Genomic DNA, 22,306 nt, shown 5'->3' with positions numbered 1-22,306 from the left:
CTCAGCCCATCTCGGCCGCCGGCCCGGAGACGAGGCGTCGGATCTCCTCGACGATCAGCTCCGGGTCGGTCATCGGCACGAGGTGCCCCGAGTTCTCCGCGAGCACGTGGCGTCCCCGCGGAGAGGCCTGAGCCCGCGTGGCGTGAGAGTCGTTGGCGGCGGCGCGCATCGACGCGTTCATCCCATCGCCGGCGTTCGCACCCGAGATCACGGTGACCGGGATGTCGCCGAGGTCCGGAGCTCCGCCGCGCCACGCCGCGAGCTCGGCGAGGAAGGTCCGCGCCTGCCGGCGATGGGTGGTCATCACGCCCGGTGTGAAGGCCTCACGGTGCGCGTCCTCGCGGACATCGGCGGGCGCATCCGCGAACTGGGCCGCGTAGACCCGCTCCAGCAGGCCCAGCCGGGCGAGCACCCAGCCGACCCGGACCATCACTTGCTCGAGGATCCTGAACGGCGCACCGAAGAGCACGTCGGCGGCCTCGTCCGTCGGATCGACGAGCACCAGAGCCGCGATCCGTTCAGGGCGGCGGGACGCCGCGAGCCGCACGATCGGGCCGCCGGCGCTGTGGCCGACGAGGATGAACCGCCGGTCCGCACCGAGCCCGTCGAGAAGGTCATTCAGGTCGTCGGCCATCCGATCGAGCGTGCGCGCCACGGGATCCGGTGCGCTGCGGCCGAGGCCGGACCGGTCGTAGGCGACTGCCGTCGCGAACCCAGCGACCGCCGGCTGGACGGCGGCCCAGGTGGATCGGCTCGCCGCGGCGCCCGCCTCGAAGACCACGATCGGCGCGTCCTCCGGCCCCGGCAGGACCGCCGCGTGGAGCGTCCGTCCGTCGCGGGTGGGCAGGTGGGCGCTCTCGCCCTGTGTGTGCATCGGACCCCCGTCATCGACTACTAAGGCGAACCTAACACGGAAGGTCCTCGCCGCGCCTGTCCGGTTCTGGCAGGATCGAGGTATGGCAGCGGCGCTGTGGCTCATCGGAGCGATCCTGCTGGCCGTCGCGGAAGTCGCGGCCGGCGAATTCACTCTGCTCATGCTGGGTGGCGGAGCCCTTGTCACCGCCGGCGTCACCAGTGTCTTCGATGTACCGCTGTGGGCGCAGGGCCTCGTATTCGCGGTGTCGTCCGTCCTCCTTCTGGTGCTCGTACGGCCGCCGCTGCGGCGATACGTCGAGAGCAAACGGGGTGAGGCACCGTCGTATCTCGAATCGCTCCCGGGCACGACGGCGACTGTGCTGCAATCCGTCTCGGGCGAGGCCGGCCGGGTGCTGATCGGCGGCGAGGAGTGGTCCGCGCGGACGCCGTACGACGGTGCGCCGATCCCCGTGGGCGTGGAGGTGACCATCGTCGAGATCGACGGCGCGGTCGCCGTCGTAGTGGACAGTTGAGCCGACAACGAGAGGCATATCCATGGATGGCATAGGAATCGGACTGGTCGTACTCCTCGTACTGATCCTCGCGGCGGTGGTCGTGCTGGTGAAGTCGCTGGTGCTCGTCCCGCAGGCGCAGGCCGCGGTGATCGAGCGGCTCGGTCGGTACACGCGAACGGTTTCCGGCCAACTGGCGCTGCTGATCCCGTTCGTCGACAAGGTCCGCGCACGGGTAGACCTGCGTGAGCAGGTGGTCTCGTTCCCACCCCAACCGGTGATCACGCAGGACAACCTGACGGTGAACATCGACACCGTCGTCTACTTCCAGGTGACCCGGCCCGAGGCCGCGGTGTACGAGATCAGCAACTACGTGGTCGGCGTCGAGCAGATCACCACGACCACGCTGCGCAACGTGGTCGGCGGCATGACGCTGGAGGAGACGCTGACCTCGCGCGAGAAGATCAACGGCCAGCTCCGCGGCGTGCTCGACGAGGCCACGTCGCGGTGGGGCCTGCGCGTCGCCCGGGTCGAACTCAAGTCGATCTTCCCGCCCCCGTCGATCCAAGAATCGATGGAGAAGCAGATGAAGGCCGACCGCGAAAAGCGGGCCACCATCCTCTCCGCCGAGGGGCACCGCGAGGCCGCGATCAAGTCAGCCGAGGGTGACAAGGCCAGCCGGATCCTGCTGGCGGAGGGCGAGCGGCAGGCCGCCATCCTCGCCGCGGAGGCCGACCGGCAGGCGGAGATCCTGCGGGCCGAGGGTCGCCGCGCCGCCGCGTACCTGGAGGCCCAGGGCGAGGCGAAGGCCATCGAGACCACGTTCTCCGCGATCAAGTCAGGGCGTCCGACGCCCGAGCTGCTCGCCTACCAGTACCTGCAGACCCTGCCGGAGATGGCGCAGGGCGACGCGAACAAGGTGTGGGTGGTGCCGAGCGACTTCAACGCGGCCCTGCAGGGCTTCATGCGCAACCTCGGCACGCCAGGATCCGACGGGGTCTTCCGGTTCGAGCCTTCCGAGGACGCGCCCACGACCGCACCGGACATCAACACCGAAGGCTGGTTCGATACGCCGGAACCCGTGGCGCCCGTGGTCGTGACGAAGGACGAGGTGCCCGATGCGCCGATCGGGTCCTCCGCGCCGTCGCCCTCTGCGCGTGCGACGGCACCGGACTTCCTCTCGGACGGCACCGCACAGCTCCCGAGCGGCCAGTCGGCGAGCCAGCTGGGCCAGGGGCACACGCGCTGGCAGAGCCTCGCGCCGTCCGAGGCGCAGCAGCCGGAACAGGTGCCGCCGCAGGAGGGTTGACGCCGCGCCGGATAGGGAGCTCCGCGGCGGTCAGCGCCCCAGGGCCACGGCGACGCCGGTGCACGCGACCGCCCACAGCACCGAGACGAAAGTGCCGATGATGAACTGCTCCGCAGCGCCTGGGTGGCGCAGCTCGGGGTAGCGCGCGAGGCCCTTCGCGGCGATGATGACCGCGAGGCCGCCGCCGAAATTCGCGAGCACGCACACCGCGATGGCGGCCCGCTCGAGGACGCCGATCGCCAGCCCGCCGCGCAGCGGCGAAGCGGGCACGGGCTCATCGCGCGGCTCGTCGTTCGGCGCGCCGCCCGCCCGGCGGGTTTCGTCGCCATCGGGTGATCCCTCCGAGCCGTCGGGAGTCGGTGCGTCCGTGCCATCCGCGGGCGCCGTTTCGGCCTCGGACTCGGACTCGCCCGCGGGTTCGTCCTCCCCGGTGGCACCGGCTAACGCGAACGCAGCGGTGACCAGGGCGCTGCCGCCTGCCATGGCCGCGAGCACCGCGGCGACGCGCACCGCGGCCAGGCCGAAGCCGCTGGTCGCCGGCGCGGCGAGCGCGACGACGGCCGCCGCGCCGACGAGGACCGCCGGAACCGCTGCCCACGCCAATCCCGCCGGTCCGCGCGCGCCGCGTCGCGCGACGAGGACACCGGCCACCGCGGCGGCGAGCAGCAGTGCGACGACGACGCCGATCATCGAGTCGCCTCCGTGCCGAGATCGGCCGCGGCCAGCAGCTCGACAGCGAGGGCGCGGCCTGCCGGCTCCACCGACCAGCCCGCTGCCGCCGCGCGCTGCGACGCTGCCTGCCGCGAGACGCCGAGCTCCGCCGCGGCCGCCGTGATCGACATTCCCGTGTTCAACAAGGCGGTCACCTCCTGTCCCTCCCGTGATCTGCGGCCCACGATAAGGCCGAGCACCGACAGGATCGCCTCGGCGCGGGCCGTTGCGGCGGCGTCGTCGCCTCGGACCTGCAGGGGAACCGCGGCGCCCTTGGCTGCCTCGACCGCCTCCCGTGCCTTCTCGAAGGCACGGCCGCGGCCCGCGCGGGTCTGGGCGGGAAGTGGTGACTCGACCGGGCCGGCTCCGAGGCCGACGCTCCAGTGCCCGTCGGCGAGGAGGGCCAGCGCCGCGTCGACGGCGACCGTGGGGTCGTCGGTGACCGCCTGCAGTTCATCGCCCGCGGTGCGATCGGGCGGACGGAGCCATGCGAGGGAGGCCAGGAGGGCGCGCGCCGCCTCGACCCGGTCGGTGTCGGTGCGGCTGCTCCGTTGGTCGGCGGTGAGGACGATCACATCGCAAGTGTAATGACTTGCGATGAGCGGAAGCAAGTATTGAGGCTTGCTTTCTGTGTGGGGAGGCTCAGGCCGTGAGTTCGGGGTGACGGAGCAGCGCGCCGCTGACCACGGCGCGGGCGACGGTGCCGCGTGCGGCGGCCACCCAGCCGGACACCAGGCCGAGGAAGAAGACGACCGCGAGCACCGCGTATCCGGTGGCGCCCGTGGCCGCCGCCATCGCGCTGAAGCCGGTCGCGCAGGTCCCGATGGGGAAGGTGAAGGACCACCAGGTCAGCGCGTACGGCAGGCCTTCGGTCGTGCCCAGGGCGGTGCGGGCGGTGAGCACGAGCGCGACTGCGGTCCACATGAGGACGACCACCGTGACGGTCCAGCCGTAGTCCGTACCGAAGCGCTGCAGGCTCGCCGCGAGGTCGCGGTCCACCGCGAGGTGGGCCGTCGATCCGAGGCCGTTCGCCGCGGTGATCGACTGCCCGAGTGGGCCGAGCACGATCCACGCGGTGGGGATCATCGGTGCCGCCCAGAGAGCGCCGCGGAGGAGGCGCAGCAGGACGGCTGGCAGCACGATCAGCGACGCGGCGAGGGTGAAAGCGAAACACCCGTAGCTGAACCACAGCAGCGCGACGCGCACGCCGCCCTCCGCCGCGTAGGGCAGCAACACCGCGCCACCGGCGGCGGTGACCATGGGGGAGACGACGGGCATCAGCCAGCCCGCGAATGCGGCGTCCGTGCGGTAGTGGCCGCCGCGGACCATCAGTACCGGGATCAGGATGGCGAAGAACAGGCCGAGCACCGAGCCGATCACCCAGAGCGTGGTGCCCAGCGCGAGCGCGGCGGTCAGGCCGATCCAGTCGCGGCCCACCAGGACGGCCCCGATACCGACGGTGAGGAAGGCCATCGCCATGGCGCCGTAGAAGTTGCCGATCACGGGGTCGCGGTGGTGGCGGCGGGCGAACGCGGGGTACCGGATCCAGTGTGCGACGGTGCCGAGGGTGAGCATCGTGAGCAGGACGGCAGCCAGGACCCACACCGCGGCGGCCGCGGTGCGCAGGCCGGGCACGTGGACGGGGAGCCCCACGGCCGCGTTGGCGATGATGCCGGTGCCCATGACCGAGGCGAACCAGTTCGGCGTCAGGTTGGAGACGGCCTCCCAGGGGCTCCGGAGGTCGCGCAACAGCCCGGTCGGGGCGGGGCTGGCGGCGCGGGTGGCGGTGGTCATGACGTGCATGGGACCACTCTGTCGCCGGATCGCAGCATTCAGAACCCACAGGGCGCCTATCTACCCATAGGATGGGACTATGGACATGCCGTCGGTCGAATCTCTGCGCCTGCTGGTGGCCGTGGCGGATCTGGGATCGATCTCGGCGGCAGCCCGGGAGTGCTCGATCTCCCAGCCCAGTGCCAGCTCCCGCCTGCGCCACCTCGAGCGCCAGCTCCGGCTCGATCTGCTGGACCGGCGCACCCGCGGCGCCGAGCTGACGCCTGAGGGCGCAGCTGTCACGGAGTGGGCGCGGTCGGTGGTGACCGCGATGGCGGCCCTGCAGACCGGCGCGGAGGCGCTGCGCTTCGACCACACCGTGCGGATCGCCTGCAGCCAGACCATCGCCGAGTACCTCATGCCCGCGTGGCTCGCCCGCCTGCGCGAGCACACCGACGAGCCCGTGCACCTGACCGTGGGCAACTCCGCCGCGGTCATCGCCGACGTGCGTGCTCACGTCGCCGACCTGGGCTTCATCGAAGGCCCGACGGTGCCCGACGACCTCGTCTCGCGGACCGTGCGGACCGACCGGATGGTGCTGGTCGCGGCGCCGGAGGACCGGCTGGCGCGGCGGCGGGACGACCGCCCCGTCACCGCCGCGGAGCTCGCGGAACTGCCACTGGTCACCCGCGAGCCCGGGGCCGGCACCCGCGACGCGCTCGAGGCCGCGCTGCGGAGGGTGGGGCTCGAGCCGGACCCGCGATCCATCGCGCTCGGCACGAACGCCGCCGTGAAGATCATGGTCGCCGCGGGCGGCCGGGCCGCCGTGCTCAGCGAACTCGCGGTGAATGCGGAGCTGCGCGACGGCCGGCTCGTCGAAATCCCCACCGACGGCGTCGACCTGCACCGACGCCTGCGCGCGGTGCGGCGCAAGGACGCCGCACCGCGCGAGGTGGTCGATACGTTGCTGGCGGTGGCTAGCGGGCGCGCCGCCGGAACGCCGAGAGCACGCCGAGGATCACCACGGTGATCAGAACCAGGAACATCGTGTTCGCGGCCGCGCCGAACAGGTCCCCGCGATCCGACTGGGTGAACACCGTGACCGGCAGGGTCCGCCACGACGCCGGGTAGACCATGATGGTTGCGCCGAGCTCGCCCATGCACAGCGCCACCGACAGTCCGGCCGCCGCGGCGATCGACGGCAGGAGCAAAGGCAGGCGCACCGTCAGCAGCAGCCGCAGCGGGGACGCGCCGAGCGAGCCGCCGACCTTGTCGAGCATCGGATCCAGCTGCGAGACCGCCGCCGAGACCATCGAATAGGCGAAGGCGAAGACCAGGATCGCCTGTACCAGGATCACGATCGACGGGGTGCCGCCCAGGACGATCGGAGGCGCCGAGAAGGCCACGAGCACACCGAGGCCGACCACCACCGAGGGCACGGCGACGGGCAGGTGGAAGAACGCGTCGATCGCGCCGCGGAGTTGCGCGGGCAGACTCGGCACCGCCAGCGCCGCCCACGTCCCGGTCGCGACTGCGAGCGCCGAGGCGAGGAGCGCGGTCTGCACCGAGACGCCGATGCTGGCCGCGTTCTCCGGCGTGAAGACGTCGGCGACGTGGTCGGTGGTCAGCGCGGATGGCAGTACCGAGGTCCAGCTCGCGCTGAACGCGGTGATCACCGTGACGGCGATCGGCGTGATCACCAGCGTCACCAGGACGACGGCGAAGGCGGCCCAGACCCCGACGCGGGCGGCCGGATTGCGCACCAGCATCAGCGCACTCCCTTCTTCACGAGCACGCGGTACGTCACGTACGCACCGATGGAGATGAGTAACTGCACCGTCGCGAGGACGGCCGCCGACGCGAAGTCCTGGCCCACGATCGACCGGGTGTAGATCAGCATCGGCACCGTGATCACGTCCTTGGCGCCGGTGAACAGTACGATCCCGAACTCGTTGAGCGTGAGCAGGAAGGTGAGCGAGCCCGCGGCGGCCAGCGCGGGCAGCACCGCCGGCAGGATCACGCGGGCGATGATCCGGAGCGGCCCCGCGCCCAGCGACGACGCGACGTCGATCTGCACCGTCGGGAACTGGCCGAAGGCGGCCAGCATAGGGCGCACCACGAACGGCGTGTAGAAGGCGATCTCCGCGAGCACCACGCCCCACAGCGACGTGGTGAACGAGCCGGTCGGGACGCCGATCGCCTGCGCCACGCCCACCGGGCCGAGCAGCACGCCCAGGGCGAGCGGGATGAGGAAGCTGGGGAAGGAGACCACGACCTCGATCAGCCGGGAGATCGCCGCCGCGCCCGGGAAGGGCACGAAGGCCAGCACCAGCGCCAGGAAGGTCCCCGCGACGAGGCAGCCGGCCGTCGACAGCGCCGCGACCTTCACCGTCGTGCCCAGGGCGCTCAGTACGGCACCGTCGGTGAGGGTCTCGCGCCAGGTCGCGAGGCCGGCCGGGCGCTCGGCCTTGTCGGTGAACGTGCGCGCGACGATCCCGACCAGCGGGTACACGACGGCGACGAGGATGAACGCCACCGGCGGCAGTACCCACACCCAGCGCGGCACCGCGAACGACTGTCCGGCGGGCGGGGCCGGGGGCGCGGGCGGCGCGTCCAGCACGGCCGTCATCGCGGCACCACCATCACGTCTGCGGGGTCGACCTCGGCCCACAGCGACTCCGCCTTGAGCGGCGCCTCGGTCAGCACCGGCACGTCGACGCCGATCGTCTCGCCCGTCTCGGCGACCCGCGCCGTCACGTGCCGGACGGCGCCGCGCCACTGCTCCTGCTCGACGGTCACCCGTAGGCCGTTCGACGGTGCCGTCCGCGTGAACCGCCACGCCCACGGGCGGACCGCGAGCAGGTGGTCACCGTCGGGCAGCGGCCGTGAGGTGCGCAGCGCCCCACCCGGCAGAACGTCGGCGCCGCCGAGGAAGGTCGCGGTGAAGCGGGTCGGCGGGCGGTGGAAGAGCTCGTCGGTCGTGCCGATCGCCTCGAGTCTGGCGTCGCGCATGATCGCGACGCGATCCGCCAGCGCGAGCGCCTCGCTCTGGTCGTGCGTCACGTAGACCATCGCGACGTCGGGCAGCTCGGCGCGCAGGCGCTGCAGCTCGCCGAGCATGTCCTTGCGCATGCCCGCGTCGAGGGCCGAGAGCGGCTCGTCGAGCAGCACGACATTCGGCCGGGTGGCCAGCGCGCGGGCGATCGCGACGCGCTGCTGCTGGCCGCCGGACAGCTGCCGCGGCAGGCGATCCGCGTACTCCGCCATCCCGACCATGCCGAGTACCTCTGCGACGCGGGGCGCGATCGCCGACCGGTCGGCGCCGCGCGAGCGGAGGCCGAAGGCGACGTTTTTCGCCACGGTCATGTGCGGGAACAGGGCGTAGCTCTGGACGACGATGCCGATGCCGCGCTTCGCGGGGGACAGGTGCGTGACGTCGCGGCCGTCGATGGTGACGGCGCCCGAGGAGACCCGCTCGAAGCCGGCGATCGCCTTGAGCGCGGTCGACTTTCCGGATCCGGACGGCCCGAGCAGCGCGACCGTCTCCCCGCGCGCGACCTCGAAGCTGCAGTCCCGCAGGGCGACGGTGTCGCCGTACGTGACGCTCACGTCGGTCAGGCCCACGGCGACCGTGCGGCGGACCGTCCGGTCCACGGCGTCGTCGTCCAGGCCCTTCGGCGCCTGAACGGTGCGCTTGGGGGCGGTCACTGGCCGGTTGCCTTCTCGTAGGCCTTGACGTCGGCGTCCAGCCCGGTGAGGACCTGGTCCCAGTTCGGGTACCAGATCTCGACGCCGTCGATCGCCTTCTGGAAGGCGTCCCATTGCGGACCCGACGGGGTGACATCGCTGCGGACCGGTGCTCCCCAGGCACGGGCGGGCACGTTCTGCTGGACGTCCTTGGACAGCAGGTGCTCCATGAGCTTCTTACCGTTCGCCGCGTGGGGCGCCTTGTCGGCGAGACCCATGTAGTACGGCAGTGGCAGCGTGGTGCGCTTTCCGCCCCACGCGGGGTAGAAGACCTCGTAGGCGACCTTGTCGGCGGCGATGGCCGCGAGGGCCATCTGGACGTCCGAGTTCGCGACGGTGAGCTCGCCCTTGGAGGTCTTCGGGCCGAGCTTGCCGGTGGACGTCGACGGGCCGACGTTGTTCGGCTGGAGATCGGTGAGGTACTTCAGCGCGGCTTCCTTGCCCATGACGTGCTGGAGAAGGAGGAGCAGGGCGGTGCCGTCGCCGGCCTTGCCGGGCGTCGAGTACTGGATCTTCTGCTTGTACGCGGGACTGGTGAACTCGGCCCAGTCGGCGGGCATCGGTTGCGCGGCCGTGTTGCGGATCATCGCGAAGTAGTTGTTGACCACGGCGACGTAGGTGCCGTCGGCGGCCTTCAATGTGTCGGGCACCGCGGAGGTGTCGACGTCCGACTTCACCAGCGAACCCTGCTGCTGTGCCTGCTGGATGAACGGCGGCAGCGTGACGAGGACGTCGACCTGCGGGTTCGCCTTCTCCTTCTGGGCCCGGGAGACGACCTCACCCGAGCCGGCCTCGACCAGGGCGACCTTGACTCCGGTGTGCTTGGTGAAGTCCTCGAATTCGGCCTTGTACCAGTCGCCGAGGCCGTCGGCGCTGTAGACGGTGACGGTGTCGGAGGAGCCGGCGCCGCCGCCGGTGCCGCCGCACGCGGCGACCGCGAAGACCGCGGCCACGGCCGTGATCGCGGAGAGGGATCGGGTGATGCGCATGAGGGATTGCCCTTCGTTCGAGTGGAGCGGAGGTGAGGTGGTGGTGGGACGAGGTGTTCGGTCGGGTCAGATCGGGAAGTGCCGGCGGGCGAGGCCGTGGGCGATGGTCATACCTACGCCGGAGGTCACGATGCGCACGCTGAGGCGCTTCTCCGGCTCGGCGATGAGGTAGGGGTGCAGGGGGCTGGAGGCGTAGACGCCCTGCCAGCGCTCGATGATGCGCAGCCGGTCGACGCCGAGGACGCGGGCGGCTTCGGCGCGGAGAGTCTCGGTGACCGCCTCGTCGAGGAACGGGGCGACGGTGCGCGCGGTGTGGTGCGAGTCGCCGATGAGCAGGGTGCCGTCGGGACGCTGGGTGAACATGACGTTCGCGTCGATGTCCAGCAGGTCGGGCCGGTCGGTCTCCATTCGGGTGCGGAGCGCTGCGGCGCTGGCGGTTTCGGCGAACGCGGGGTAGCGCAGCAGCGAGGTCGCGGTGAGCACCGCGGGCGTGACGACCGCGCCGGGGTCCGCCGCGCGGGCCATCTGCAGGGCGCACCGCTCGATGCGGTGCTCCTCCGCGAGTCCGGGGTACAGGTGGTCCAGGTCGTGCCCGACGCAGACGATCACCCGCTGCGCTGCGATGGGGCCGCGGCTGGTGTGGGCGCGGGTGCCGTCGAAGCCGAGGTACGCGGTGCCGAACCGAACCTCGGCGCCCGCCTGCGCATCGACCCAGGCGGCCAGTCGCGCGACGGTGACGCGCGGGTCCACCCGCAGGTCCGCGAGCAGCGCGGCGCCGCCCACGACGTCCTCGGCGCCGCCGCCGGGGAGTTCGGTGCGGACCTCGTCGGCGGTGCGGAGCTCGACCTCGTCGGGCCGGGCCGCGGCGAGTTCCTCGAGCACGGCGAGCTCGGTGGCGTGGCGCGCGACGGCGAGGCCGCCGGTGGCGCGGGCGCCGAGGCCGGCGCGGCCGTCCAGGTCGAGCCAGCGCTCGCGCGCCAGGTGCGCGAGGTCGGCGAGGTCGCCCGACTGCCCGGTCACGCACGCGTGCCCGAAGTTGCGGATGGAGGCGCCCACGGCGCGGCTGTCTCGCTCGACGACGGTGACGGTGAGGCCCCGGTCGAGCGCCTCGACGGCGTGCGCCAGGCCCACGACGCCGGCGCCGACGACGAGGACGTCCGTTGCGGTGTTCATGGCACCCAGCGTGGCGTCCCGACGCCGAGCTTGGCAAGCCCGAACGTTCGATGTCTATACAAGTTGGTCCGATGTACATCGAGGTAACGCGGTTGTTCATCCCATGTTCACCGTGCGTGCAGCCGGGCAATGCTTTAACTTGTATACTCAATGGCGTGGTCGCAGCTCAGCCGCTTCATCAACGTCTCGCCGCGGAGTTCCGTTCGCGCATCGCCTCCGGTCGTTGGCCGGAGGGGGAGCAGGCACCCAGCGAGGCGTTGCTGTGCGAGGAGTTCGGCACCTCCCGCGGGCCGGTTCGCCAGGCGCTCGCCACCCTGCGCGCGGAGGGGCTGATCGTCGGCGGTCAGGGCCGTTCGCCGATCGTCCGCCGCAACGTCCCCAGCCACAGCGCGAGCGCCCTCGGCTCGTTCACCGCCTGGGCCCGCGAACAGGGCCGTGAACCCGGACAACGCACCACGCTCCAGGCGCGCGTCCCTGCGTCGCCGGACATCGCCGAGCGCCTGCAGGTGGAGCCAGGGGAGCCGGTGCTCGAGCTTCGCCGGATCCGCACGCTCGACGGCGCCCCCGCGCTCTGCGAGACCATGTTCTTCGTCTGGGCGCTGGGCAAGCGCCTCATGGAGTTCGACCCCGACTCGGGCTCGGTGAACCGCTTCCTGCTCGACGCCGGCGCCGACCTCTACGCCTCCACCCATCAGATCGACGCCGTCGCCGCGACTGCCGAGGACGCGGTACAGCTCGGCCTGTCCGAGGGTGCCCCGCTGCTGCGGGTGCGCCGCACCACCACCGACGCCGCCGGCGACGTCGTCGAATACTCCGAGGACCGCTACGTCCCCGGCGTGACCACCGTGATCGTCGAGAACCGACTCTTCGCAGCGCCCACCGCGAACCCGCCCGTGCTGCGATCAGTACCCGTCAGGAGAGACGCATGACCGAATCCGACCGCACCATCGAGCTCGTCGCGCTGGACATGGCCGGCACCACGATCGACGACGGCGGCGCCGTCTACGAGGCGCTCCGCGGCGCCGTCGAGGACGGCGGGGCCACCGTGGCGCAGGCCGACCTGCAGGTGTGGATGGGCACCGACAAGGTCGAGGCGATCACCAATCTGCTCCGTCTCGGCGGCGTCGAGCCGACGACCGAGCGCGTCGACGCCGGCTTCGACCGGTTCCGGGAGCGTCTGCAGGAGGCCTACTCGTCGACCCCGCCCACCGCGATCGACGGCGTGCCCGCCGCCCTCTCCGAGCTCCGGGGTCGAGGGATCAAGGTGGCTCTCACCACAGGATTCGACGATGCCGTCGCCCTCCCGCTCCTCGCCGCGCTCGGCTGGAAGATCGGCGACGGTGCCGACGCGGTCGTCGACGCCGTGGTCACCACGTCCGACGTGGCCGCGGGCCGGCCGGCGCCGTACATGATCCACCGCGCGATGGAGCGCACCGGCGTCCGCGACGTCCGCCGCGTGCTCGCCGCGGGCGATACGGCCGTCGACGCGCAGGCCGCGACCAACGCCGGCGCCGTCTCCGTCGGCGTACTCACCGGCAAGGCTGACCCGCAGGTACTCGCCGACGCGGGCGCCGACCACGTGCTCGCCGGCGTTGTCGACATCCCCGGCCTGCTGAACATCTAGAGGCAAGGTCAGAAGCTTGCGATAAAATCAATCAAGCCTCTGGCCTTGCGGGCATGCGGGCGTCGAGGAGTAGTCCCGCGATCCCGGTGGCCATGAGCGCGCCGCTGATCACCACGAGCCACGGCGAGGATTCCCCGGTCAGCGCATCGCCGAGGAGGACGACGGCGACGGTGCCGGGCGCGAGGCCCGCCACCGTCGCGCCGAAGTACGGCCAGAACGGCACCGGGGACAGCGCCGAGGCGTAATTGACGAGAGAGAACGGCGCGGCGGCGATGAGCCGCAGCGACCCGACGGCCAGCCACCCGCGCGCTCGGAGTCGGGCGGCGATCGGCGCGTAGGCGCGGTGCTCGCGGGCGCGGGCGATCACGCGCGAGGGATGGCGCCGGTCGATCTCCCGAACGCCGAGGAAGGCGACGGACGCCGCGACGGTCGACGCTGCCATACAGACCGCGATGCCGACGACGGGCCCGAACAGGAAGCCCGCCGAGACCGTGAACACAGTGCGGGGGATCGGGAACACCGTGATCACGGCGTGCGCCACAAAGAACAGGGCGAGGAACCAGGGCCCGGTCGAATCCGCCCACGCCCGAATGGTGGCGGCCCCGGGGTGCGGAAGGAACATGCCGAGCGCGACGAGCCCGAGGATGGCGGCACCCCCGCCGACCGCCCGGATCACCAGTCCGCGGTCGCCGGGCCGGATCCGAGAGTCGTTGGCACCCACGGGACGACCCTACTGGGGCGTAGCAACAGCAATCGGTTAACGTGGGTTCTCGGCCGCCGATGTGACGCGACGGCCGGTGCCCGGTCGTGCGTGTGCGCGGCCACAGGTGAGGAGGCCCACGTGGTGGACAGTCCCTTTCAGGCATGGCGCGAGTCCGTCGGCGCCGTGCTCGCGAAGTCGCGCGGCGGCACGCCGCCCGAGGACCCGATCGCCGCGCTGACCACCCTCACCGAGGACGACGGCGTGCAGATCGCGCCGCTGTACTCGCAGCGCGACGAGCTCCCTGAGGCCCCGTTGCCCGGCACCTTCCCCTATGTGCGCGGCGGCAACCCCACCCCGGACGTCCGCCTGGGCTGGAAGGTCGCCGAGCGGTTCGACGCGACCACCGACTCCGCCGACGTGCTCGGCGCCCTGGAGTCCGGCGCGAGCGCCCTCTGGTTCATGCGCCCCGACCCCGCGCCGCTCCTCGACGGCGTCTACCCGGACATGGCGCCGATCCTGCTCACCGCCGGCGGTCGTGCCGCCGAGGCCGCGGCGCAGGTGTACGCGGCGCTGGACAAGGCCGCCGAATCCGACGCCTACCGCGCCGACCTGGTGCGTGTCAGCCTGGGCGCCGCGCCGCTGACCTCCGAGGTCGTGGGGCGCGCGGACGTCTCCCTCGACGAGGCCGTCGAGCTCGCCCGCACCGCCGATGCCCGCACCGAGGACGTGCGTGCCCTCGTCGCCGACGGTGCCGACCTGCACAACGCCGGTGCCACCGCCGCACAGGAGCTGGGCATGACTGCCGCCGCCGCCCTCGACCAGGTGCGCGCCCTCACCGCGGCCGGCCTGACCACCGCCGCCGCGCTCAACCAGTTCACTATCCGCCTGGCCGCCACCGACGACCAGTTCCTCACCCTTGCCAAGATCCGCGCCTGGCGCACCGTCTGGGCCCGCGTCGCGCAGCATCTCGGCGCGCCCGAGGCCGGGAACCCCCCCGTGCACGCCGTCACCTCGCTTGCCGCGACCACGCAGCGCGACCCGTGGGTGAACCTGCTGCGCACCACCGTCGCCGCCTTCGGCGCCGGTCTCGGCGGGGCGGACTACGTGACCACCCTCGACTACGACGAGGCCCTGCCCGGCGGCATCGAGGGCTACTCGCCCGCCTTCGCGCGGCGCATCGCCCGCAACACGCAGCTGCTCCTGCTCGAGGAGTCGAACCTCGGCCGCGTCATCGATCCCGGTGCCGGCTCGTGGCACGTCGAATCCCTCACCGACGACCTCGCCCGTGCGGCGTGGGGCGTCTTCCAGTCCGTCGAGGGTGCGGGGGGCTTCGCCCGCGGCGCCGCGGAGGAGACCGTCGCGAGGCAGCTCGGTGAGTCCGCGGACCGCCGGGACGATGCCGTGGCGCGGCGCGCGCGCAAGCTCACCGGCGTCAATGAGTTCCCGAACCTGGCCGAGCCGCCGATCGACCCGTCGGCCGCGACCAACGGCCCCGTCGTGCGGTCGTACGCCGCGCCGTTCGAGTCCCTGCGGGCCCGGTCCGACGCCTTCCTCCGCGAGCACGGCGTCCGGCCCCGGATCCGAATGGTGACCATCGGCACCGTCGCCCAGTACAACGGCCGGTCCACCTTCCTGACGAACTTGCTCGCCTCCGGCGGCATCGAAACGGTGCTGGACGCGACCGAGCAGGCCGCGGGCACCGCCACGCTCGACGGTTCGCCGGGGGCGCGGATCGCCGCCCTGGCCGGATCCGACCCCGGCTACGCCGAGGAGGGCGAGGCCCTGGCCCGCTCGCTGCGCGAGGAGGGCGCCCTCGTGCTGCTCGCGGGCGCGCCGGGCACCGTCGACGACGGCCTGATCGACATCTACCTGCACGCGAAGATCGACGCGGCCGCCGCGCTCGACGACCTGCTGACCCGGCTGGGGGCCTGAGATGACCGACACCACCATCGGCAGCTTCGCCGACGTCTCGTTCGACGACGATGCGGTCACGGCAGCCCCGGCGCCCACCGGCGCAGACGTGGACGCCTTCGTCGAGGCCTCCGCCGCGGCCTACGCGTACAGCCCGGACCAGCTGACCTGGACCACCCCCGAGGGCATCGACGTCAAACCGGTCTACACCCGCGCCGACCGCGACGCCGTCGCCGAGGCCGGCTACCCCGTGGACTCCTACCCGGGCGCGGTGCCCTTCATCCGCGGCCCGTACCCGACGATGTACGTCAACCAGCCGTGGACGATCCGGCAGTACGCCGGTTTCTCCACCGCGGCCGAGTCGAACGCCTTCTACCGGCGCAACCTCGCGGCGGGCCAGAAGGGCCTGTCGGTCGCCTTCGACCTGGCGACGCACCGCGGTTACGACTCCGACCACCCGCGCGTCACCGGCGACGTGGGCATGGCCGGCGTCGCGATCGACTCGATTCTCGACATGCGGCAGCTCTTCGACGGCATCGATCTGGGCGGCGTCTCCGTCTCGATGACGATGAACGGCGCGGTCCTGCCGATTCTCGCGCTCTACGTGGTGGCGGCCGAGGAGCAGGGCGTCGGTCCGGAGAAGCTCGCGGGCACCATCCAGAACGACATCCTCAAAGAGTTCATGGTTCGCAACACCTACATCTATCCGCCGGTGCCCTCGATGCGGATCATCTCGGACATCTTCGCGTACACCTCGCAGAAGATGCCGAAGTTCAACTCCATCTCGATCTCCGGGTACCACATCCAGGAGGCCGGGGCCACAGCCGATCTGGAGCTCGCGTACACGCTGGCCGACGGTGTCGAGTACATCAAGGCCGGTATCGAGGCCGGGCTCGACGTGGACAAGTTCGCGCCGCGCCTGTCCTTCTTCTGGGGCATCGGCATGAACTTCTTCATGGAGGTCGCGAAGCTCCGCGCCGCGCGCCTGCTGTGGAGCGAGCTGGTCTCCGAATTCGACGCGAAGAACGCCAAGTCGCTGTCGCTGCGCACGCACTCGCAGACCTCGGGCTGGTCGCTCACCGCGCAGGACGTCTTCAACAACGTCGCGCGCACGTGCGTCGAGGCGATGGCGGCGACGCAGGGGCACACCCAGTCACTGCACACCAACGCCCTCGACGAGGCGATCGCGCTGCCGACGGACTTCTCCGCCCGCATCGCCCGCAACACGCAGCTGGTGCTGCAGCAGGAGTCGGGCACCACCCGGCCCATCGACCCGTGGGGCGGCTCGTACTACGTCGAGACCCTCACCCACGAGCTGGCCGAGCGCGCCCGCGCCCACATCCGGGAGGTGCAGGAGGCCGGGGGCATGGCGAAGGCCATCGGCGAGGGCATCCCGAAGCTGCGCATCGAGGAGGCTGCGGCCCGCACTCAGGCCCGTATCGACTCGGGCCGCCAGCCGGTGATCGGCGTCAACAAGTACCAGGTCGCCGAGGACACGGCGATCGAGCTGCTCAAGGTCGACAACTCGAAGGTCCGCACCGAGCAGCTGGCGAAGCTGGATCGGCTGCGCGCCGAGCGGGACCCCGAGGCGGTCAAGGCGGCCCTGGCGAACCTGACGCGTGCGGCGGGCTCCTCCGAGGGCGGTCTGGAGAACAACCTCCTCGCCCTCGCGATCGACGCGGCGCGGGCCGGCGCCACCGTCGGCGAGATCTCCGACGCGCTCGAGCAGGTCTACGGCCGCCACCAGGCCGAGATCCGTACGCTCAGTGGCGTGTACCGCGACGAGGCCGGCGCGGCCGGCAACATCCAGACGGCCACCGAGCTGGTCGAGAGGTTCGAGGAGGCCGACGGCCGTCGGCCCCGCGTGCTCATCGCCAAGATGGGCCAGGACGGCCACGACCGCGGCCAGAAGGTGATCGCCACCGCCTTCGCCGATCTCGGTTTCGACGTCGACGTGGGCCCCCTGTTCTCCACACCCGAGGAGGTCGCGCAGCAGGCCGCCGACAACGACGTGCACGTCGTCGGCGTCTCCTCACTCGCCGCCGGCCACCTCACGCTGGTGCCCGCGCTGCGCGACGCACTCGCCGAGGTCGGCCGCCCCGACATCACCATCGTGGTGGGCGGTGTCATCCCGCCGGGCGACTTCGACGAGCTGTACGCGGCCGGCGCCTCGGCGATCTACCCGCCCGGCACCGTCATCGCGGACGCCGCGGTGAACCTGCTGTACGAGCTGGGGAACAAGCTGGGGTACCAGCTGGCGTGATCACCGTCGCCGAACTCACGGACGGGGTCCGGGCCGACAAGCGCGCCCTGCTGGCGCGCGCCATCACCCTCGTCGAGTCCCGGCGCCCCGACCACCAGGCCCTCGCGCAGGAGCTGCTGCTCGCGGTGACGCCGGGACCGGACGCGCCGATCGCCACCCGCGTCGGGATCACCGGCGTGCCCGGGGTGGGGAAGTCCACCACCATCGAGGCCCTGGGCAACCATCTGATCTCGTTGGGCCACAAGGTCGCCGTGCTCGCGGTGGACCCGTCGTCCACCCGCAGCGGCGGCTCCATCCTGGGCGACAAGACCCGGATGGGCACCCTCGCAGTGAACCCGCGCGCGTACATCCGGCCGTCGCCCACCTCGGGCACGCTCGGCGGCGTCGCGAAGGCCACGCGCGAGACCATGGTGCTGATGGAGGCCGCCGGCTTCGACGTCATCCTGGTCGAGACCGTCGGCGTCGGGCAGTCCGAGGTCACCGTCGCGAACATGGTCGACACCTTCACCTTCCTCACCCTCGCGCGCACGGGCGACCAGTTGCAGGGCATCAAGAAGGGTGTGCTCGAGCTCGCCGACGTGGTGGCCGTCAACAAGGCCGACGGTGACCACGTGGTCGAGGCGCGCGTCGCGGCACGCGAGCTGTCGAGCGCGCTGCGCCTCATCCACCCGCGCGGCTCCCTGTGGCGTCCGCCCGTGCTCACGCAGAGCGCCGTCGAAGGCACTGGCATCCCCGAGTTCTGGGACGCCGTCCTGCGGCACCGCAGCACGCTGCAGGAGGCGGGGGAGTTCGACCGTCGCCGCCGGCAGCAGCAGGTCGACTGGACCTGGACGATGGTCCGGGACGCCATCCTCGGCCGGGTCGAGCATTCCGACGGTGTGCGGTTCGTGCGGTCCGGCGTCGAGGCTTCCGTGCAGGACGGCTCGCTGACGCCCGCCCTCGCCGCGCAGCGCATCCTCGACGCCTTCGACGGCCGCTGACCGGTACTGACGCCGTGCCCGAGCTCACGCCGCAGGAGGACGCGAACCGCCGACTCCTGCGGGCGCGGGACGCGATGGACCGGCGCTACTCGGAGCCGCTCGACGTCGCGGCGGTGGCGCGGATCGCCCTCATGTCGCCCGCCCACTTCTCCCGGGAGTTCGCCGCCGCCTTCGGCGAGACGCCGCACCGGTACCTGCAGCGGCGCCGGATCGAGCGGGCCATGGCGCGGCTCCGCGACACCGACCGCGCGATCACCGAGATCGCCTACGAGGTCGGCTTCGGCTCGTCCGGCACGTTCAGCCGGACCTTCCGCGCGATCGTCGGGCGCTCGCCCTCGGAATACCGGCGCGACGTGGCGTCGGTGCGCGCCCCGGGCTGCGTCGTGCGGGCGTGGACCCGTCCCGTGCACTGAGCAGTTTCGGATAAGCGGTGTCCGCTCGGGCTTCGTAGGCTCGGTCCCATGTTCACTTCGATCGCTATCACGTCCGTCTTCGTTCTCGACCAGGACGAGGCCCTCGACTTCTACGTCGGCAAGTTGGGCTTCGAAGTCCACGACGACGTCGATATGGGCTTCATGCGCTGGCTCACCATCGCCCTGCCGTCCGACCCCCAGCGCGAACTGGTACTGGAGGTCCTGGGCGTGGGAGGCGGGAGCCCGGAGACCGTCGCCGCGCAACGGGATCTGCTCACCAAGGGCGCGCTCGGTGTGGCCTGCATCCTCAACACCGACGACTGCCGCGGTGTCTTCGAGAAGCTGAGCGCGCAGGGCGTCGAGTTCACGGAGGAGCCGCAGGAGCAGCCCTACGGCATCGACTGCGCGCTGCGAGACCCGTTCGGCAACCACATCCGGATCACCCAGCGGAAGCAGGCCCCGGTCGAGGTCACGCAGGCCGACGTGGACCGCTGGTCCGGAGCGTGACCTGCTGATCCGTGCCACGATGGGATCATGTCGGCACTCGTGATCTGCGCGTCCAAGCACCACGGCAACACCCGGAAGGTGGCCGATCGGATCGGCGGGGTCCTGAACGCGCCGGTGCTCACCCCCGGGGAGGTGACGGCGGATCAGATCGACGCCGCCGACCTGGTCGGTTTCGGCTCGGGCGTGTACTGGATGGCCTTCGACCCGGCCCTCGTCGGCCTCGTCCGCGGCCTCGCCGCGAAGCCGCGCGGGACGGCCTTCGTCTACGCCACCAGCGGACTGCCCGAGACGCCGCTGCGCCGGTACACCCGTACGCTCGCGAATCTCCTCACCGACGCCGGATTCCGGCTCGCGCCCGAGGTCTTCCACTGCCGCGGGCTCGACACGATGGGGCCGTTCGCGCTGGTCGGAGGTATGAACAAGGGTCGCCCGAGCGCGGCGGATCTTGCAGGCGCCGAGGCGTTCGCGCGCAACCTGCTCGGGTAGCAGGGATAAGCGGACAGCGTTCGCCTGCTCTGTTGTGAAGCCGGTCACACCGGCCTACTGTGAGGCTTGTGACGTCAAAGGTCGCTGACAGGATTGCAAATGCTTTGTATGCGTATGGGTTTCGCCACGCATACGGCATTCACGGGGCCAATTCCGAGGACCTGTTCGCCGCACTGCTTCGCGCCCCCGAGGACCGCCGCCTCACGGTGACCATTGCCAAGCACGAGTTCGGCGCCGGCGCCATGGCGGACGGAGCGGCGCGCATGACCGGCCGGCCAGGCTGCTTGATCGCCACCTCCGGCGGCGCGGCGATGAATTGCGTCCCAGCCCTGGCCGAGGCGTACCAGTCCCGTTCGCCCGTCCTCGCACTCATCGGGAGTCCGCCGACCGCCGCCGAGGGGCGCGGCGCCTTCCAGGACATGTGCGCGGCCCCGCGCACCGTCGACGTCCTCGCCGTCCTGCGTGGCGTGACCGGCTTCGCCGCGAAGGTTTCCGTGCCGGAGGATCTCGCCCCCGCGCTCGAAGGTGCCTTTGCGGCGATCGAGCAGGGGCTGCCCGCAGCGCTGCTCCTGCCCAAGGACGTCCAGCTCGCCGACTGTCCCGGACCGGCGGGGCGCGCACCGATCCCACCCGGGCCGGAGGCACCGTCGCAGGAGGTGGTGCGGCTCGTCCGCGCGGCACGGAGGCCCTTGATCCTGCTCGGCGAGGCCGCGTCCCGGGCCCGGCTCGCCGGACCCGTCGCGGCGCTGGCGGCGGCGACGGGCGCCGTGATCGCGGTCGGCCCCAACGGGCGCGACGCCGCGCCCCGGACCGGCGTCGTGGGCGTCGCGGGCGTCATGGGGCATCCCTCGGTGCCACGGGTCGCCGCCGACGCGGACCTCATCCTGGCGCTGGGCACCGAGCTCGACCTCATGGACCGCACCGGGCTGGACGACGCGATGGACGTCACCTGCACGGTGCACGTCGCCGCCGAGCCGCCGCTGCGCGACGTGACGGTCCACGAGCCCGCCCGCGACCTCGCCGCCTACGCGAGGGCCCTCGCGGACGCGGTCGGCGCACGCGCGCGCGTCCCGTGGACCGCCGCGGCGCCCGTCCCGATCACCGTGCCGCGGAACGACTCCGGGTTGCTCACCTGCGCCGATGCCGTCGACGCGATGGCCGCCGCGATCCCCGCTGACGCACTCGTCTTCGCCGATGCCGGCAACGCCGGTGCCGCCGCGGTGCACCGCCTCCCGCTCGGCACCGGCGACCGCTTCCTCGTCGCACTAGGTATGGGCGGCATGGGGCACGGCATCGCCGCGGGGATCGGCGCCGCGATAGCCACCGGCCGGCCCACCGTGATCCTCGCCGGTGACGGTGCATTCTTCATGCACGGCATGGAGATCCACACCGCGATCGAGGCGCGGGCGTCCGTCCTACTGGTGGTGCTCAACAACGACGCTCACGGTATGTGCGTGGCCCGCGAGGGGAAGTTCTTCCCCGACCTGCCCAGCATCAACCGGTTCCGGCCCAGCCGGATCGCTGACGGCCTGGCCGCCATGTTCCCCACCCTGCCCGTCCGCTCGGCCACCACGCCCGACGGTGTGCGGTCCGCCGCGGCCGAGCTCCTGACCGGGTCCGGCGGCGGACCGTCGTGCCTGGAGATCGGGACCGACCCTGCGGAGATCCCGCCGTTCGCAGCGCTGCTGCCCGATACCGCGAAGGAGCGGCAATGATCCCCGTCATCGACATCGAAGGAACCATCCGGATCGAGAGTCACCCGCGCCCGGTGGCGCAGCCGATCCTCGTCGACCGCATGCGCTCGGTGTACCCGCACCAGCAGATCTACGGCGACTTCTGCCCCGTGCAGTCCTACGTCAACGCCCCGCCCGACGATCTCTACGACTGGCTCTCCGACACCCGCTCCCTCGAGGAGTGGACCTACAGCCTGCGCGGCTTCCGCGAGACCGACGAGGCCGGCCTGTGGGTCGCGCGCGACATGCTCGGCGCCGACACCGAGATCTACACGCGCACCGTCGCCCACCCGGACGCGCGGACCGTCGACTACCACTGCGCCTGGGACCAGGGGAAGCATCTCTGGATGATCTACCTGATGCGGATCGTCGATGCGCGGCTCGTGCTGAACAGGCCCGGCTCCGTGGTGCTGTGGGTCAACTGCCACCACCCCTTCTACGACGAGAACCCGTACCCCGAGACGGCGCCGCCCGAGCGGCCCGTCTGGGTCGGCGACCTGTGGGACACGTTCGGAGCGGGCCACCAGATGGAACTCGAGAACCTCAAGGCGATCGCCGAACACCGGCATGCGCACGGGGAGCCGATCAAGCCCGAATGGATGACGTCGTGACCGCCC

General features: G+C 71.8%; 23 protein-coding genes. 13 read left to right on the top strand and 10 right to left on the bottom strand.

What is annotated here, in order from left to right:
* Position 1 precedes the first annotated feature (1 nt).
* Positions 2 to 874 (bottom strand): alpha/beta fold hydrolase, encoded by an 873-nt coding sequence (locus HNP44_RS07410; RefSeq protein WP_259143395.1) that lies wholly within the window; start codon positions 872 to 874, stop codon positions 2 to 4.
* 82 nt (positions 875 to 956) lie between these two features.
* Between HNP44_RS07410 and HNP44_RS07405 the strand changes: the two genes are divergently transcribed.
* Positions 957 to 1,388, top strand: coding sequence for an NfeD family protein (locus HNP44_RS07405; RefSeq protein WP_259143397.1), 432 nt, complete (start codon positions 957 to 959; stop codon positions 1,386 to 1,388).
* Positions 1,389 to 1,410: 22 nt separating this feature from the next.
* On the top strand, positions 1,411 to 2,676 hold the full coding sequence (locus HNP44_RS07400) for an SPFH domain-containing protein (protein WP_259143399.1): 1,266 nt from the start codon (positions 1,411 to 1,413) through the stop codon (positions 2,674 to 2,676).
* 30 nt (positions 2,677 to 2,706) lie between these two features.
* On the opposite strand, the gene HNP44_RS07395 is transcribed toward HNP44_RS07400, so the two are convergent.
* From HNP44_RS07395 to HNP44_RS07385, 3 genes are all read right to left on the bottom strand, one after another.
* Complete coding sequence (locus tag HNP44_RS07395) at positions 2,707 to 3,366, bottom strand: hypothetical protein (protein ID WP_259143404.1); 660 nt, start codon at positions 3,364 to 3,366, stop codon at positions 2,707 to 2,709.
* Complete coding sequence (locus tag HNP44_RS07390) at positions 3,363 to 3,962, bottom strand: hypothetical protein (protein WP_259143405.1); 600 nt, start codon at positions 3,960 to 3,962, stop codon at positions 3,363 to 3,365. The genes HNP44_RS07395 and HNP44_RS07390 overlap by 4 nt, the downstream gene beginning before the upstream one ends.
* Positions 3,963 to 4,029: 67 nt before the next feature.
* Positions 4,030 to 5,190, bottom strand: coding sequence for a TDT family transporter (locus HNP44_RS07385; protein ID WP_259172106.1), 1,161 nt, complete (start codon positions 5,188 to 5,190; stop codon positions 4,030 to 4,032).
* 70 nt (positions 5,191 to 5,260) lie between these two features.
* Between HNP44_RS07385 and HNP44_RS07380 the strand changes: the two genes are divergently transcribed.
* On the top strand, positions 5,261 to 6,190 hold the full coding sequence (locus HNP44_RS07380) for a LysR family transcriptional regulator (protein ID WP_259143407.1): 930 nt from the start codon (positions 5,261 to 5,263) through the stop codon (positions 6,188 to 6,190).
* On the opposite strand, the gene HNP44_RS07375 is transcribed toward HNP44_RS07380, so the two are convergent.
* The 5 genes from HNP44_RS07375 to HNP44_RS07355 all read right to left on the bottom strand — a co-directional run bounded on the left by HNP44_RS07375 (position 6,138) and on the right by HNP44_RS07355 (position 11,069).
* Entirely contained in the window at positions 6,138 to 6,929 is a 792-nt protein-coding gene (locus HNP44_RS07375) for an ABC transporter permease (RefSeq protein WP_259143408.1), read from the bottom strand. The genes HNP44_RS07380 and HNP44_RS07375 overlap by 53 nt on opposite strands.
* Positions 6,929 to 7,789 (bottom strand): 2-aminoethylphosphonate ABC transporter permease subunit, encoded by an 861-nt coding sequence (locus HNP44_RS07370; protein ID WP_259143410.1) that lies wholly within the window; start codon positions 7,787 to 7,789, stop codon positions 6,929 to 6,931. The genes HNP44_RS07375 and HNP44_RS07370 overlap by 1 nt, the downstream gene beginning before the upstream one ends.
* Positions 7,786 to 8,868 carry an ABC transporter ATP-binding protein gene (locus tag HNP44_RS07365; protein ID WP_374758755.1) on the bottom strand — a complete coding sequence of 361 codons (1,083 nt, stop codon included), beginning with the start codon at positions 8,866 to 8,868 and terminating at the stop codon, positions 7,786 to 7,788. Before HNP44_RS07365 ends, HNP44_RS07370 begins: the two co-directional genes overlap by 4 nt.
* Positions 8,865 to 9,896: a 2-aminoethylphosphonate ABC transporter substrate-binding protein gene (locus HNP44_RS07360; protein ID WP_259143415.1), complete on the bottom strand. Its 1,032-nt coding sequence runs from the start codon at positions 9,894 to 9,896 to the stop codon at positions 8,865 to 8,867. The genes HNP44_RS07365 and HNP44_RS07360 overlap by 4 nt, the downstream gene beginning before the upstream one ends.
* A 66-nt stretch (positions 9,897 to 9,962) precedes the next feature.
* Positions 9,963 to 11,069, bottom strand: coding sequence for a TIGR03364 family FAD-dependent oxidoreductase (locus tag HNP44_RS07355; RefSeq protein ID WP_259143417.1), 1,107 nt, complete (start codon positions 11,067 to 11,069; stop codon positions 9,963 to 9,965).
* Positions 11,070 to 11,224: 155 nt separating this feature from the next.
* On the opposite strand from HNP44_RS07355, the gene HNP44_RS07350 reads away from it, so the two are divergent.
* A complete protein-coding gene (locus tag HNP44_RS07350) occupies positions 11,225 to 11,998 on the top strand; it encodes a GntR family transcriptional regulator (RefSeq protein WP_259143419.1) in 774 nt (257 codons plus the stop codon).
* On the top strand, positions 11,995 to 12,693 hold the full coding sequence (locus HNP44_RS07345) for a phosphonatase-like hydrolase (RefSeq protein ID WP_259143421.1): 699 nt from the start codon (positions 11,995 to 11,997) through the stop codon (positions 12,691 to 12,693). The genes HNP44_RS07350 and HNP44_RS07345 overlap by 4 nt, the downstream gene beginning before the upstream one ends.
* A 31-nt stretch (positions 12,694 to 12,724) precedes the next feature.
* Here the strand turns inward: HNP44_RS07345 and HNP44_RS07340 are convergent, their stop codons facing one another.
* The gene (locus HNP44_RS07340) at positions 12,725 to 13,414 is read right to left on the bottom strand and encodes a TVP38/TMEM64 family protein (protein WP_259143423.1); all 690 of its coding nucleotides are present in this window, start codon (positions 13,412 to 13,414) and stop codon (positions 12,725 to 12,727) included.
* A gap of 120 nt (positions 13,415 to 13,534) precedes the next feature.
* Here HNP44_RS07340 and HNP44_RS07335 point away from each other — a divergent pair, with 120 nt between their 5' ends.
* The 8 genes from HNP44_RS07335 to HNP44_RS07300 all read left to right on the top strand — a co-directional run bounded on the left by HNP44_RS07335 (position 13,535) and on the right by HNP44_RS07300 (position 22,300).
* Positions 13,535 to 15,328 carry a methylmalonyl-CoA mutase family protein gene (locus HNP44_RS07335; RefSeq protein ID WP_259143425.1) on the top strand — a complete coding sequence of 598 codons (1,794 nt, stop codon included), beginning with the start codon at positions 13,535 to 13,537 and terminating at the stop codon, positions 15,326 to 15,328.
* Between the two features lies 1 nt (position 15,329).
* On the top strand, positions 15,330 to 17,570 hold the full coding sequence (gene scpA, locus HNP44_RS07330; RefSeq protein ID WP_259143429.1) for a methylmalonyl-CoA mutase: 2,241 nt from the start codon (positions 15,330 to 15,332) through the stop codon (positions 17,568 to 17,570).
* Complete coding sequence (meaB, locus tag HNP44_RS07325; protein WP_374758754.1) at positions 17,567 to 18,550, top strand: methylmalonyl Co-A mutase-associated GTPase MeaB; 984 nt, start codon at positions 17,567 to 17,569, stop codon at positions 18,548 to 18,550. The genes scpA and meaB overlap by 4 nt, the downstream gene beginning before the upstream one ends.
* A 74-nt stretch (positions 18,551 to 18,624) precedes the next feature.
* Complete coding sequence (locus HNP44_RS07320) at positions 18,625 to 18,963, top strand: helix-turn-helix domain-containing protein (RefSeq protein WP_259143795.1); 339 nt, start codon at positions 18,625 to 18,627, stop codon at positions 18,961 to 18,963.
* Positions 18,964 to 19,011: 48 nt separating this feature from the next.
* Entirely contained in the window at positions 19,012 to 19,470 is a 459-nt protein-coding gene (locus tag HNP44_RS07315) for a VOC family protein (protein ID WP_259143430.1), read from the top strand.
* Between the two features lie 27 nt (positions 19,471 to 19,497).
* Complete coding sequence (locus tag HNP44_RS07310; protein WP_259143432.1) at positions 19,498 to 19,956, top strand: flavodoxin; 459 nt, start codon at positions 19,498 to 19,500, stop codon at positions 19,954 to 19,956.
* A 59-nt stretch (positions 19,957 to 20,015) separates the two neighbouring features.
* Positions 20,016 to 21,671: a thiamine pyrophosphate-binding protein gene (locus HNP44_RS07305; RefSeq protein WP_310437665.1), complete on the top strand. Its 1,656-nt coding sequence runs from the start codon at positions 20,016 to 20,018 to the stop codon at positions 21,669 to 21,671.
* Positions 21,668 to 22,300 carry an SRPBCC family protein gene (locus tag HNP44_RS07300; RefSeq protein ID WP_259143435.1) on the top strand — a complete coding sequence of 211 codons (633 nt, stop codon included), beginning with the start codon at positions 21,668 to 21,670 and terminating at the stop codon, positions 22,298 to 22,300. Before HNP44_RS07305 ends, HNP44_RS07300 begins: the two co-directional genes overlap by 4 nt.
* Positions 22,301 to 22,306 lie beyond the last annotated feature (6 nt).

The organism is Tsukamurella ocularis, from assembly GCF_024807615.1.
In the GTDB taxonomy this organism is placed as follows: Bacteria; Actinomycetota; Actinomycetes; order Mycobacteriales; family Mycobacteriaceae; genus Tsukamurella; species Tsukamurella ocularis.
Note: the sequence above shows the minus strand (reverse complement) of the source record. Positions and strands in the feature narration are given on the sequence as shown.

What these genes read in the sequence shown, in the direction of transcription:
- HNP44_RS07410 (WP_259143395.1), bottom strand. Translation starts at nt 874, where the DNA reads ATGCACACACAGGGCGAGAGCGCCCACCTGCCCACCCGCGACGGACGG.
- HNP44_RS07405 (WP_259143397.1), top strand. Translation starts at nt 957, where the DNA reads ATGGCAGCGGCGCTGTGGCTCATCGGAGCGATCCTGCTGGCCGTCGCG.
- HNP44_RS07400 (WP_259143399.1), top strand. Translation starts at nt 1,411, where the DNA reads ATGGATGGCATAGGAATCGGACTGGTCGTACTCCTCGTACTGATCCTC.
- HNP44_RS07395 (WP_259143404.1), bottom strand. Translation starts at nt 3,366, where the DNA reads ATGATCGGCGTCGTCGTCGCACTGCTGCTCGCCGCCGCGGTGGCCGGT.
- HNP44_RS07385 (WP_259172106.1), bottom strand. Translation starts at nt 5,190, where the DNA reads ATGCACGTCATGACCACCGCCACCCGCGCCGCCAGCCCCGCCCCGACC.
- HNP44_RS07380 (WP_259143407.1), top strand. Translation starts at nt 5,261, where the DNA reads ATGGACATGCCGTCGGTCGAATCTCTGCGCCTGCTGGTGGCCGTGGCG.
- HNP44_RS07375 (WP_259143408.1), bottom strand. Translation starts at nt 6,929, where the DNA reads ATGCTGGTGCGCAATCCGGCCGCCCGCGTCGGGGTCTGGGCCGCCTTC.
- HNP44_RS07370 (WP_259143410.1), bottom strand. Translation starts at nt 7,789, where the DNA reads ATGACGGCCGTGCTGGACGCGCCGCCCGCGCCCCCGGCCCCGCCCGCC.
- HNP44_RS07360 (WP_259143415.1), bottom strand. Translation starts at nt 9,896, where the DNA reads ATGCGCATCACCCGATCCCTCTCCGCGATCACGGCCGTGGCCGCGGTC.
- HNP44_RS07355 (WP_259143417.1), bottom strand. Translation starts at nt 11,069, where the DNA reads ATGAACACCGCAACGGACGTCCTCGTCGTCGGCGCCGGCGTCGTGGGC.
- HNP44_RS07345 (WP_259143421.1), top strand. Translation starts at nt 11,995, where the DNA reads ATGACCGAATCCGACCGCACCATCGAGCTCGTCGCGCTGGACATGGCC.
- scpA (WP_259143429.1), top strand. Translation starts at nt 15,330, where the DNA reads ATGACCGACACCACCATCGGCAGCTTCGCCGACGTCTCGTTCGACGAC.
- HNP44_RS07320 (WP_259143795.1), top strand. Translation starts at nt 18,625, where the DNA reads ATGGACCGGCGCTACTCGGAGCCGCTCGACGTCGCGGCGGTGGCGCGG.
- HNP44_RS07315 (WP_259143430.1), top strand. Translation starts at nt 19,012, where the DNA reads ATGTTCACTTCGATCGCTATCACGTCCGTCTTCGTTCTCGACCAGGAC.
- HNP44_RS07310 (WP_259143432.1), top strand. Translation starts at nt 19,498, where the DNA reads ATGTCGGCACTCGTGATCTGCGCGTCCAAGCACCACGGCAACACCCGG.
- HNP44_RS07300 (WP_259143435.1), top strand. Translation starts at nt 21,668, where the DNA reads ATGATCCCCGTCATCGACATCGAAGGAACCATCCGGATCGAGAGTCAC.